General features: G+C 61.6%; 11 protein-coding genes. 5 read left to right on the top strand and 6 right to left on the bottom strand.

What is annotated here, in order from left to right; translation table 11 throughout:
• Positions 1-96 precede the first annotated feature (96 nt).
• Together AC0L3L_RS04380 and AC0L3L_RS04375 are read left to right on the top strand one after the other, a co-directional pair.
• A complete protein-coding gene (locus AC0L3L_RS04380; protein ID WP_473636688.1) occupies positions 97-2,778 on the top strand; it encodes an ATP-dependent helicase in 2,682 nt (893 codons plus the stop codon).
• Positions 2,779-2,793: 15 nt separating this feature from the next.
• Entirely contained in the window at positions 2,794-4,185 is a 1,392-nt protein-coding gene (locus AC0L3L_RS04375; protein WP_473636687.1) for a hypothetical protein, read from the top strand.
• 39 nt (positions 4,186-4,224) lie between these two features.
• Here AC0L3L_RS04375 and AC0L3L_RS04370 read toward each other — a convergent pair whose 3' ends face one another.
• From AC0L3L_RS04370 to AC0L3L_RS04350, 5 genes are all read right to left on the bottom strand, one after another.
• On the bottom strand, positions 4,225-5,277 hold the full coding sequence (locus AC0L3L_RS04370) for an ABC transporter permease (RefSeq protein WP_473636686.1): 1,053 nt from the start codon (positions 5,275-5,277) through the stop codon (positions 4,225-4,227).
• Positions 5,274-6,071, bottom strand: a complete 798-nt coding sequence (locus AC0L3L_RS04365; protein ID WP_473636685.1) for an ATP-binding cassette domain-containing protein — start codon at positions 6,069-6,071, stop codon at positions 5,274-5,276. The genes AC0L3L_RS04370 and AC0L3L_RS04365 overlap by 4 nt, the downstream gene beginning before the upstream one ends.
• Before the next feature lie 63 nt (positions 6,072-6,134).
• Complete coding sequence (locus AC0L3L_RS04360; RefSeq protein ID WP_473636684.1) at positions 6,135-7,148, bottom strand: substrate-binding domain-containing protein; 1,014 nt, start codon at positions 7,146-7,148, stop codon at positions 6,135-6,137.
• Positions 7,149-7,240: 92 nt separating this feature from the next.
• Positions 7,241-8,146 (bottom strand): sugar phosphate isomerase/epimerase family protein, encoded by a 906-nt coding sequence (locus AC0L3L_RS04355; protein ID WP_473636683.1) that lies wholly within the window; start codon positions 8,144-8,146, stop codon positions 7,241-7,243.
• Between the two features lie 2 nt (positions 8,147-8,148).
• Positions 8,149-9,180, bottom strand: coding sequence for a Gfo/Idh/MocA family protein (locus tag AC0L3L_RS04350; protein WP_473636682.1), 1,032 nt, complete (start codon positions 9,178-9,180; stop codon positions 8,149-8,151).
• A gap of 197 nt (positions 9,181-9,377) precedes the next feature.
• Here AC0L3L_RS04350 and AC0L3L_RS04345 point away from each other — a divergent pair, with 197 nt between their 5' ends.
• Together AC0L3L_RS04345 and AC0L3L_RS04340 are read left to right on the top strand one after the other, a co-directional pair.
• Complete coding sequence (locus tag AC0L3L_RS04345; protein WP_473636681.1) at positions 9,378-10,403, top strand: LacI family DNA-binding transcriptional regulator; 1,026 nt, start codon at positions 9,378-9,380, stop codon at positions 10,401-10,403.
• Between the two features lie 272 nt (positions 10,404-10,675).
• Positions 10,676-11,251 carry a TMEM175 family protein gene (locus tag AC0L3L_RS04340; protein WP_473636680.1) on the top strand — a complete coding sequence of 192 codons (576 nt, stop codon included), beginning with the start codon at positions 10,676-10,678 and terminating at the stop codon, positions 11,249-11,251.
• Positions 11,252-11,257: 6 nt separating this feature from the next.
• Here the strand turns inward: AC0L3L_RS04340 and AC0L3L_RS04335 are convergent, their stop codons facing one another.
• The gene (locus AC0L3L_RS04335; protein ID WP_023798763.1) at positions 11,258-11,539 is read right to left on the bottom strand and encodes a hypothetical protein; all 282 of its coding nucleotides are present in this window, start codon (positions 11,537-11,539) and stop codon (positions 11,258-11,260) included.
• A gap of 135 nt (positions 11,540-11,674) precedes the next feature.
• Here AC0L3L_RS04335 and AC0L3L_RS04330 point away from each other — a divergent pair, with 135 nt between their 5' ends.
• The gene (locus AC0L3L_RS04330) at positions 11,675-12,541 is read left to right on the top strand and encodes an SDR family NAD(P)-dependent oxidoreductase (RefSeq protein WP_473636679.1); all 867 of its coding nucleotides are present in this window, start codon (positions 11,675-11,677) and stop codon (positions 12,539-12,541) included.

Raw genomic sequence — 12,541 nt, 5'->3', positions numbered from 1 at the left:
CGCAGGACTATCGAATTGTCGAGTCTACGGCCTGGATCGAGAACAAAACGGAGACACTTCTGGCCTTTCGCTGCCGAATCACTACATTCGGGGCAGATGTCCGGCTTTTCGGAAGATATGCCTTTTTTTGATGAACCGAACGCGCGGCCCACTGCCCCGTCGGGCATTGTTGCGCGCGCCATGGCTGCCCGCAGCGGCCATAACAATGCGCCCGACTATCTGAACGGCCTCAACCAAGAACAGCGGCTGGCTGTGGAAACCACTGAAGGCCCGGTTCTGGTGCTGGCCGGCGCCGGCACCGGCAAGACGCGCGTGCTCACCACCCGCATTGCTCACATCCTCGCCACCCATAGGGCTTACCCCAGGGAAATCCTCGCCGTCACCTTCACCAACAAGGCCGCGCGCGAAATGAAGCAGCGGATCGGCCTGCTGATCGGCGACGGCAATGTCGAAGGCATGCCGTGGCTCGGCACCTTCCACTCGATTGGAGTGAAGCTGCTCCGCAGGCACGCCGAGCTGGCCGGGCTCAAATCCGATTTCACCATTCTTGACACCGATGATGTCGTGCGCCTGATCAAGCAGCTGATCCAGGCCGAAGGGCTGGACGACAAGCGCTGGCCGGCCAAGCAGTTCGCCCAGATGATCGACGGCTGGAAGAACAAGGGGCTTGGCCCTGCCGACATTGCCGAGGGCGACGCCCGCGCCTTCGCCAACGGCAAGGGCCGTGAGCTCTACAAGGCCTATCAGGAGCGGCTGAAGACGCTGAACGCTTGCGACTTCGGCGACCTTCTGTGCCACCCGATCCGCATCTTCCGCGACAATCCGGACGTGCTGAAGGAGTACCACAAGCGCTTCAAATACATCCTCGTCGACGAATACCAGGACACCAACACCGCCCAATACATGTGGCTGCGCCTGCTGGCCCAGCGGCCGGACGCCGGACGCACTTCTACGTCGACAGGTTTGCGAACGGCCGAAGGCCGCAAGCCCGACCGGGCGTCCGAGCCGTTGCGAGGCCCCCGCGGAGGGCCCGCGCCGGCAGGCGCGGAACAGCCCGTGAGCGAAAGCAAAGTCAACATCTGCTGCGTCGGCGACGACGATCAATCCATCTATGGCTGGCGCGGGGCCGAGGTCGACAACATCCTGCGCTTCGACAAGGATTTCCCCGGCGCCACGATCATCCGGCTGGAGCGCAACTACCGCTCCACCGCGCACATCCTCGGCACCGCCTCCCATCTCATCGCTCACAATGAAGGCCGCTTCGGCAAGACGCTGTTCACCGAAAAGGTCGCCGAGGACGACGAGAAGGTCCATGTTCATGCCGCCTGGGATTCCGAGGAAGAGGCCCGCGCCGTCGGCGAAACCATCGAGGCCTACCAGCGGCAAAAGCACAATCTCAACGACATGGCCATTCTTGTCCGCGCGTCCTTCCAGATGCGCGAGTTCGAGGACCGCTTCGTCACGCTCGGCCTCAACTATCGCGTCATTGGCGGCCCGCGCTTCTACGAGCGTCTCGAAATCCGCGATGCGCTGGCCTTCTTCCGCGTCGTCGCGCAAGGCGCCGACGACCTCGCCTTCGAGCGCATCGTCAACGTGCCGAAGCGCGGGTTGGGCGAAACCACCATCCGCCAGATCCACGACACCGCCAGGGCGCTCCGTATCCCGATGCTGGAGGCTGCGGAAAAACTCGCTGAGAGCGACGAGCTGAAGCCGAAGCCGCGCGCCGCGCTGCGCGAAGTCGCCGCAAATTTCGAGCGCTGGCAGAAGGCGCTGGAGACCACGCCGCACACCGAGCTCGCCGAGACCATCCTGGAGGAGAGCGGCTACACCGACATGTGGAAGAACGACCGCTCGGCGGAAGCTCCCGGCCGGCTGGAAAACCTGAAAGAGCTGATCCGCTCCATGGAGGAGTACGAATCGCTGCGCTCGTTCCTCGAACATGTCGCGCTGGTGATGGAGGCCGAGAAAAGCGAGTCTCTCGACGCCGTCAACATCATGACGCTGCATTCGGCCAAGGGCCTCGAATTCGAGACCGTTTTCCTGCCCGGTTGGGAGGAGGGTCTTTTTCCACACCAGCGCGCGCTCGACGAGGGCGGCCGCTCCGGGCTGGAGGAAGAACGGAGGCTGGCCTATGTCGGGCTGACCCGTGCCAAGAAGAACCTGCATTTGTGGTTCGTCTCCAACCGCCGCATCCACGGCCTGTGGCAATCGACCATCCCGTCGCGCTTCCTCTATGAATTGCCGGAAGCCCATGTCGAGGCCGCTGAGAGCGGCAACTCCTATGGCGGTTATGGCAATGCCTACGGCGGCGGCTCCTTCGCCTCCGGACGGGGCGGCCAAGGGGCAGGAAGGCAGAATCCCTATGGCGCTTCGCGCTTCGACAATGTTGGCGGCAATACCGGCGGCACCGAGAAATCCGGTGCCTTCTCCAGCACCTATGCGACGCCGGGCTGGCAGCGCGCGCAACAGAACCGCACTGAAGCGACCGACCGCAACTGGGGCTCGCGTTCCGGCCACCAGGTCGAGCGCATCGGCTATGGCGAAACCGACTCTGGCTATGGCGCCGGCCGGACCTCGATCAAGGGCCGCACCATCGACGGCGAACTGGTCGCCAAATCCGTCGCCGACACGCCATCCCGCTTCAATGTCGGCGACCGCGTCTTCCACCAGAAATTCGGCAACGGCAACATTGCCGCCATCGACGGCAACAAGCTGACCATCGACTTCGACAAGGCCGGCCAGAAACGCGTGCTGGACGGGTTTGTCACCGGCGTGTGAGGAGAGAAAAGTAGAATGATTGGATCCGGGAAAAATGAGCGGGAGAACGAAGATCCTTTATCAAGCGATACAGTAGAAAGTAATTTAGAGATCGTCGACGATGCATACTTGGAAGACGATTTGATCGTCGAAGCCAATAATTCTCAGGAGATTGAGAGCGCTCGAGAAACCCTCATTCAAAGATGCTTGAAGGCAAACATTCCGGCAGAGCTTAAGACATACCAGGAAGAGACTTTGGGAGTAGAGAGATATGTGCTGGTCTCTTTTCCGAACGGCCGCGAAAAGAGGAAGAAATCGTTCTCTTCAATTGATTCTATCAAAACAATACTTGGAATTGATTTTGAAAAATACTCATACCTCGGGAACTACGCTGCGATTTGTTCATATGAGTTGGGCACGATCGAGGCTCTCGTAAAAAGTTTGCATCCCGTTGGAACGGCGGGCCTGTACAGACGTCTATTTGGTATCGATTACTTCTCGGAGGCGGCACGAAGTGGCCAGATAAATGAGATCGTTGTAGATAGCGGAAATGGGATTACGCTGGGTTTTGGACCAATATCCGAAAATTTCAGAGTAATGAATCGCGGACCCGGTCGAGATCGCAGACTTAGCCTGAAACTAAGTAATACCGGAATAAAAACACACGATAAGGGCGTTGAATTAATTGAAAGAGTTGCCAACTCTTTCTTTTTCGAAATAGACATGATCCACTCAATACCTATTTCATTAGAAAAGGAGAGGCCAAGGCCGTTTCCAGTACGGCGACCAAATCCCTCTGCGAAACTGCAGTCCTTCAATTTTCCAAATCACGAGTACGATAGCGCCCCAATGTCTTTATATTGGTACGCCAGAAGTGCGCGTGGTATGCCGCTTTTGCAATTCTTAGCTTTTTACCAGATTCTTGAATATTACTTTCCAACTTATTCACAAAGGGAAGCGGCCCGAAGATTGTCTGCCGTTCTCAAGAATCCTACATTTAGAGCCGACAGAGATGCAGATATTGGAAAATTACTTTCAACGATAAAAATGACAAGAAGCGGCTCATTTGGCGATGAAAGAGGGCAATTGCGAGCGACTCTACAGGAATGCCTTGACCCAAATGCCTTGCGAGAATTCGTTTGCGAAACTGAAGAAAAAAGAGAGTTCTTTTCGTCGAAGCAGCCAAGTCTGACATCGCACAAGCTCGGATTGGCAAATAAGGATTCCGACTTGAGAACTGAAGTGGCCGACTTAATATACGATATAAGATGCAAAATTGTTCATACAAAAAACGAATTCAATGAAGATGAGAGGAATATACTTCTACCATTTTCGAAGGAAGCAGACCTTCTATATAACTATATTGAATTGGTTGAATTCGTTTCGCAGAACGTACTTATATCTGCGAGCACAAAAATGACTTTATAATGTGCAGATATTCAAAGACCCGACCGAAAACGAAATCGCTCACCGATACCGCGCCTGGTTCCATTTGTGGCCGAGCAGCGACAGGATGATGATCAGCCCGTTGAAGAACTGGACGTAGAAGCCGCTCAAGCCCGCCGCGACGACGCCGGTCTGGATGAACGACACCGTGACAGCACCGATGGCGCCGCCGACGACGGTGCCGATGCCGCCCCAGGTCGGCGTGCCGCCGACGAACACCGATGCCAGCACCGGCAGCAGATAGCCGTCGCCGGCCGTCGGCCACCAGGTGAAGTTGATCATCACCGAAAAGGTGCCGGCGATCGCCGCGCCGATGCCGACGAAGACGAACACTTTCACCCGCACGCGCTTGACGTCGATGCCCATCTGCTGGGCGCTGTCGGGATTGTCGCCGACCACCTTCACCTGCGCGCCGAAGCGATGCCTGTTGTAGAGCAGCGCCGACAGCACGACGAAGCCGATGGCCCAGAAGATCTGCACCGGGATGCCGTAGAGTTGGCTGGAGAAGATCTTGTAGGCCCAACTGTCGGCAAGGCTGGTCAGCGCCGTCGACTTGCCTTCGTTGATAATCTGGATCAGGCCGCGCAGCAGGAAATTCATGCCGAGCGTGGCGATCAGCGACGACAGCCCGCCATAGACGACCAGCGACCCGACCAGGAAGCCGAGCAGCGTGCCCGTTGCAATGGCGGCGGCGATGCCGAGGAACGGATCGTAGCCGGCCTGCACGACCAGCGCGAAGACCCATGAAGCAAACCCCATCGTCGCCGGAAAAGACAGGTCGATCTCGCCGCAGGTGACGACGAAGACCAGCGGCACCACCACGAACAGCGCCACAGGCAGCGTGGTGAGCACGGAGCTGTAGAGATACCAGGTGGTGAAGACGGTCGGGTTGGCGATTATGAACACTGTCATCATCACCACGAACACGGCAAGCGTGCCGAGTGCGGCGCGGTTGTCGAGGATGAAGCCGCGCACCCAATGATCGGATGGGTGTTTCCACTCTTTCCGCGGATTGCCCGGGCGGGAGATGCCGGCGGACGGCTCGTGCAGATCGGGCTCCATTGTCTTGCTCATCGTGCTCTCTGCTCCGGGTCGCCGGCGTCGTGCAGGCCCGGCAAACCGCCCGGATGCGCCACGTCTTCCATGAAGTTGATGAGGTCTTCGGCCGACTTGACGTCACGCCGGTCGGCGGTGAGCGCGACCTTGCCGCGATCGAGCACGACGAAGCGGTCGGCAATATCGAAGACGTGGTGGATGTTGTGGCCGATGAACAGGATCGACCGTCCGCTCGCCCGCACCTGGCGCACGAAATGGAAGACTTTGGCGGTCTCGGTCAGCGACAGCGCCGTCGTCGGCTCGTCGAGGATGATCAGGTCGGCCTGCTTGTAGATGGCGCGGGCGATCGCCACGCCCTGGCGTTCACCGCCGGAGAGCTGGCCGACGATCGATTGCGGCGTGAACACTTTCGAGGTGAAGCCGATCTCGCGCATCAGCCGGCTCGCCTCCTCGATTTCCTTGTTGACCTTCAGCCAGCCGAGAAAGCCGGTGAGCTCGCGGCCCATGAAGATGTTGCGCACGATCGTCTGCTGCACGGCCAGCGCCCGGTCCTGGAATACCGTCTCGATGCCGGCGTCGCGCGAGCGCGCGGCGCTCCAGCCGGTCACCGGCTGGCCGCGGATGAGGATCTCGCCGCTGGTCGGCTTGACCACGCCGGAGAGGATCTTGATCAGCGTCGACTTGCCGGCGCCGTTGTCGCCGATCAGGCCGACCACCTCGCCGCGGTCGACGCTAAGATTGACCCCGCCCAGCGCATAGACCTGGCCATAGGACTTGCTGATGTCGCGCAGTTCGATAAGGCGTTCGGCCATTGCGATCCTCGCTTGGTTCCGGCTGCCGGTCGGCCTGTCCGACCGGCATGCCGTGTTAGAAAGTCAGCGCAGCGCCTGCTTGGCGAGCTCGGCGACGATCTCGTAATTGTCAGGCGTGACGAAGCCAGCGCCGGTGTCGACATTCATCGGCGCGAGGCCCAGCACCACCTGCTGGCAGAGGCTGAGGATCGGCAGATAACCTTGCAGGAATGGTTGCTGGTCGGCCGTCAGCTGCACCCAGCCGCCCTTGAAGCCCTCGACGATCTGCGGGCTGGTGTCGAAGCCGAAGTTGAAGATATCGCCCGCCTTCCTGCCCGCCGCCTGCATGTAAGTCGGGACGTTGCCCAGCATCTGTCCGCCGGGATAGCCAACCGCCTTGACGTCGGGATTGTTGAGCAGTGCCGCGGTAATCACCGGAATGGCCAGATTGGGATCGGAAGCCCATTCGCCGCTTGGCGGCGAGGAGAGCTGTATGACCTCGACGCCCGCCTCTTTCAGGGCGGCGACCGTACCGCGCTCGCGCGCGCCGCGGTTCTCGTTCTCGAACGGCCCGATCATGATCGCCTTGTCGCCGGCCTTGAGCCCGGCCAGCTTGAACGCCTCGGCGCCGAGCGCGCGGCCCTGCTGCTCCTGCTGGGCGCCGACATAGCCGCCGCCGAACGCTGCCGTGACCTTCGGCACCGGCACGTTCTGGTACATCATCCTGATGCCGTCCTTGTGCGCCTGTTCGGCCAGCGGCATGATCGAAGCATCGCCCGGGTGGCCCATCATGGCGATGCCGCCGGGCTTGACCGCGACGGCCTCGCGCAATTGCTGCACCATCTTCTCGACGTCCCACTGGGAAAAGATGTAGTCGACCTTCGGCCCAAGATCGGCCTCGGCCTGCTTGGCGCCATTGTAGACGATGGTGCCGAAGGCGTCGCCCTCGGCGCCGCCGACGAAGAAGCGGATGTGGACGTCCTTGCACCACTGGGCATCGAGCGCCTGGGCAGGCAAGGTGGAGATTGCGGCGGCGAGCGCCGTGGCGGCCGCCAGGACGGTCGAGCGCAGAACTGTCCTTCTCATCGTGATGCTCATGCACGTTCCTCCCTTTGTTCCCTCGCAAGCCGAGGGTTTTCGACGAATGCTTCGGCTTCTCGCCGCAATGCTCCGCTCCCGCCTGCCGATCCTCAGGCCGGGTTCGCCAGATACGCGGCACCTCCCCGGCATTGCTTGAGGTAATCCAGCGCCCGCACCTGCCCTGTAATCTCGAGGTCGCCGCGATAGACCGGGTCGTGCCAGCCCTCGATGTCGATGGCGCCCTTGTAGCCGGCCAGCCGCAACTCGCCGATCACTCGCGTCCAGTCGCTGTCGCCGAAGCCAGGCGTGCGCATTTGCACGAACGGCAGCCGGCCGAACACGCCATGCTCGCGGATCACGTCCCAGCGCACCGTCGCGTCCTTGCCGTGGACATGGAAGATGCGCGGCGCCCATTTGCGGATCTGCGGGATCGGATCGATCAGATAGACGAGCTGGTGGCAGGGCTCCCATTCCAGGCCGAGATTGTCATCGGGCAATTCGTTGAACATCAGCTCCCAGGCGTCCGGATTGTGGGCGATGTTCCAGTCTCCATCAGCCCAGTTGCCGTCCATCGCGCAATTCTCGAAGGCGATGCGCACGCCCTTGTCGGCGGCGCGCCGAGCCAGTGGTCCCCAGACCTCGCGGAAGCGCGGCAGGCTGTCGGGCAGCGGCTTGCCGCGGAGGCGGCCGGTGAAGCCGCTGACCATCGAGGTGCCGAACAGATGCGCATGGTCGATGATTGTTTCCCAAGCCTCGAGCACGCCGCGATCGGATTCGCCGCTTTCCAGCGGATTGCCGAAGACGCCGAGCGAGGAGACGACGACGTCGGCGTCGCCGATCGCCTCGCGGATCTGGCCGGCCAGCCGTGGAAGATCCTTGCCGCCCAGCGTCTGCCAGAAGAAGGGCTGGATGCTCTCGAAGCCGAGCGGCAGGATCGCCTTGATATAGGCGGCCGGGTCATCGAGATTGGCCCGCACCATGGTACCGATCCTGATGTCGAGAAGCGGGTTTGGCATTGTCACCCTTCCTGTGCGATCGCGACCCGGCGCCCGGTTTCGGCGCTTTCGATCGCGCCGAAGACCATGGCCAGGCTTTTGATGTTGTCGGCGCCGCGCGTCTCCGGCTCGGTGCCGGTTTCGACGGCGCGCACAAAATCCTGGATGATGCCGAGATGGCCGCCGATGCGATCTCTCGGATCGAGCGGCGGCACGGCGAACGGCTCTGTGCGATCGAACAGGCCTTCACGGATAGGCCGCGCGACTTCCGCCCTCAGCCCATCATCCTCACCGTCCCAGACCAGGCTGCCGTACTCGGCGACAATGCGCCATGTGCTCTCCCAACTGGTGCGGAACCCGTCAGCGCACCAGGAGCCGGAATAGGTGAACAGCTTGCCGCCGCCGAGCTCGAAGATTGCGGAGGCCGACGATCCCTGCCGGTACCAGGAATTGACCGGCTCCCATTCCTGGCAATAGACGCTGGCCGGCTCGCCACCGACCATGTAGCGGGCGGCGTCGAAAGTGTGGATCGCCATGTCGAGCAGCAGGACATGGCGCATCTCCTCGCGAAACCCGCCGAAATGCGGCGCGACGAAGAATTCGGCGTGGATGCTGGTTGGCGCACCGATGGCGCCGGATTCGAGAAAACGCCTGATGCGCCTGACGCTGGCGACATAGCGGCGGTTCTGGACGACGGCGTGCACGCGCTTGGCGCGTCGGGCAGCCTCGACGATGGCACGCGCGTTGTCCGGGCTGTCAGCCAGCGGCTTCTCCGTCAGGAGGTGGCAATGATGGGCAAACGCGGAGAGCGCAACCTCGCGCCGGGCCACCGGAACCACGACGTCGAACACTGCGTCGGGTTTGGTCTGGTCGAGGACAGCGTCAAGATTGGTTCCGACGATGACGCCGGCAAGGTCATATTCGCGCGCCCTTACCTTCGCCCTGTCGGCGTCGAGGTCGACAAGGCCGACAATAGCCAACCCGTCGATCTGCCTCGCCGCATCGAGCCAGTGCTTGCTCATCGCTCCGCAGCCGACCAGGACGACATTCATCATCCAGCGCTCCTCCTCCGCTCGGCCCCTCCAGACCGATCGTCACGGCATTCACGGCGTGACCGTAAACGTTTTTCCGTAAACGTTTACGAGAACACACCCGAAGGCGTAGAATGTCAATTGGCCGCTCGCGAAAATCACCTTGATCACCTTGGCCTGAAGAGCGGCCGGTGATAGCCAAGAAAGGGGAGAACTGTCCTTTGGCGTCCAGCATTCACGACCTTGCGCGTCACCTGAACATTTCGATCGGCACCGTGTCGCGCGCGCTCAACGGGCGCGCCGACGTCAATGCCGACACGCGCCAGCGCGTGCTCGATGCCGCGGCAAAGCTGAACTATTCGCCGAACCAGTCCGGCCGCAGCCTGCGGCGCGGCGCCACCCACTCGATCGCCTTCATGCTGCAGCCGCACCCGGGCGACGAGCAATATGGCGAGCCGTTCTTCATTCCGTTCCTGACCGGGCTGCAGGCGAAACTCGCCGAAAGCGGGCTCGACCTGATCGTGGTGATGGGCGCGCCGGGCGACTACCAGCAGGAGCGCCTGCGCCGGGTGGTCGAGACGCGCCGGGCCGATGCGGTGGTGCTGGCCTGGACGCGGCGCGAGGACGAGCGCATCGATTACCTGACCAGGGTCGGATTCCCGTTCGCGACGCTCGGCCGCAGCCGATCCGGCGGCAACTCCTATCCGTCGCTCGACCTCGATTTCGAAAAAGCCGGGGCCGACGCGGTCGACCGCCTGGTGGCGCGCGGCCATCGCCGCATCGCCGCCATCCGCCCGTCTCTTAACCTCAATTTCGGCTATCTGTTCCTGGCCGGCTATCGCAAGGCCTTACGGCGGCACGATATCGAGGTCGACCCCGGGCTGATCGCGGACGGCTTCATCAACGAGGCCGGCGGATACGAAGTGACGCCTGAGGTGATGCGCTCCAAGGACCCGCCGACCGCGATCATCTTCAATAATGACGCGATGGCACTCGGCGGCTGCAAGGCGCTGGCCGAGATGGGCATCAAGCCCGGTCACGACATTGCGGTGATCGTCATCGTCGACACGCCGCTGTGCCGCTATTTTTCACCGGCGCTGACCGGCTTCCGCCCTCCCCTGGAGCCGATGGGACGGCGGCTGGCCGAAATGTTGCTGGCGTCGATCCCGGCCTTTGCCGGCACCGAAGGCGCGCGGATCATCCGTGAGGTCTGGCCGCTGGAGCTGATCGCACGCGACAGCGATTGATGATGGCCGCACTCACCTTCCCCTCTTGTTGTTGATCGGCCGCTCTTCTTGTTATCGGCGAGGAAGCGTTATGGTGGAGCTTTCCAGTCGGCTCGATCACCTCGGTCGCGCTGGCAGCTGCCTATCACCGCTTCGGCCGCTGGCCCACCCTGCACATGATCGAAGACAGACCGGCCACCGGCGAGACGCCGAACGGCTGAACGACAGCGCCCAGGCCTTCCCTCCAGCCACTTCGATCGCCTAGGATGAGCCAGGCGCAGTGGAGGAAATCCATGGGCAAGGGACGAGTCGAGGCATTTACCGATGGCGTTATCGCCATCATCATCACCATCATGGTGCTCGAGTTGAAGGTGCCGCATGGCGCGGATTTTTCCGTGCTGGCACCGCTATGGCCCACGTTTTTCAGCTACGTGCTGTCCTTCATCTATGTCGGCATCTACTGGAACAATTTGCACCACATGTTCCACACCGTGCAGCGGGTGGATGGCCGCGTGCTGTGGGCGAATTTGCATCTGCTGTTCTGGCTGTCGCTGATGCCCGTCACCACCGCCTTCATGGGCGAAAACCATTTCGCGCCGGTGCCTGTCGCCGTTTACGGTGTTGTCCTGGCGCTTTGCGCGGCCGCCTACTTCATTCTAGTCGTCATGCTGCACCGGCTGCATGGCAACGACACTATCTTCGCCAGAGCGGCGGGCACCGACCGCAAGGAAAAGATCTCGGTGGTCCTCTACATCGCCGCCATTCCGCTGGCCTTCATCAATCAATGGATCAGCGTCGCGCTCTATGTGCTGGTTGCCATGATCTGGTTCGTACCGGACAGGCGGTTCGAGAGGCTGGTCGAAAAATAGGTGTGCCTATTCCCGCATCGCTTTCAGCTTTTCCGCCACCGAGGCCGCAAGGTCGGCATAGCGCTCCTCCAGCCGCTCGGCCGCCTTGATCACCGAAAAATCATGACCGAATTTTTCCAGCGCCATGCGCAGCTTCTCGACGAACTCCGCTTGTTTTTCGAGCGCCGAAAACAGCGTTCTCACTTGCGCTTCGCTGATATCGGGATTGGCAAGCATTTGCGGCACCTCGCGGCTCATCTGGTCGCCAGTGGCGGTCTGTTCTTTCAGGATCTCGATCCAGTCGGTCAATCGGTAATCTCCTTCTTACGCGGACAGCATGCGCAGCGCCTGCCGATGTGGTCAACCCAAGGACGCCAAAGCGGGCTTGCGCGAGCCCCTCGGCGCGTTAAGTTCGGCGCAGCTTGAACGAGGACACTATCACCCATGACCGCCGACGCCGAAATCCAGACCGCTTTGCCTGCCCTTGCCTCCGGCAACGTTGCCGTTATCACCGGCGGCGCCAGCGGCATCGGCCTTGCCGCGGCCAAGCGGCTGGCGGCGATGGGCCTGAAAATCGCGCTGGCCGATATCGGCGGCGCGCGGCTCGATGAGGCTGCCCGCGCCGTTGCAACGATTGCCGGCGACAGTGCCGTGCTCGCTGTTGCGACCGACGTCTCGAAAGCCGAGGAACTCGACCGGCTAGCCGAAAGGGTGTTCGGTGCCTTCGGCGACGTGTCGCTGTTGATGAACAATGCCGGCGTCGGCAACAATCCCGGCAAACCCTGGGAGAACCGCGACGCCTGGAAGCGGCTGCTGGACATCAACTTCTGGGGTGTCGTCCATGGCGTCGCGGCCTTCGTGCCGCGCATGCTGGCGGCCGGCAGGCCGGGCCTGATCGTAAACACCGGCTCCAAGCAAGGCATCACCACGCCGCCCGGCAATCTTGCCTACAACGTCTCCAAATCAGGCGTGAAGACCTTCACCGAAGGCCTGGCACATGCGTTGCGCAACGAGCCCAGTGCCAACATCGCCGCGCATCTGCTCATCCCGGGGTTCACTTTTACCGGCCTGACCGAAGGTGCAACCGAAACGCCCGCCGGCGCCTGGACAGGCGAGCAGGTGATCGACTTCATGCTGTCCTCGCTGGTGCGTGGCGACTTCTACATCCTGTGCCCCGACAACGAGGCGACACGGCCTATGGACGAAAAGCGCATGGCCTGGGCGATCGGCGACATCATCGAGAACCGCCCTGCTTTGTCGCGCTGGCATCCGGATTACAAGGAGCCTTTCGCGGCGTTCATGGAAAGCTGA

This window comes from Mesorhizobium sp. WSM4849 (genome assembly GCF_055811385.1).
This window is presented reverse-complemented; position numbering and strand designations above follow the sequence as displayed.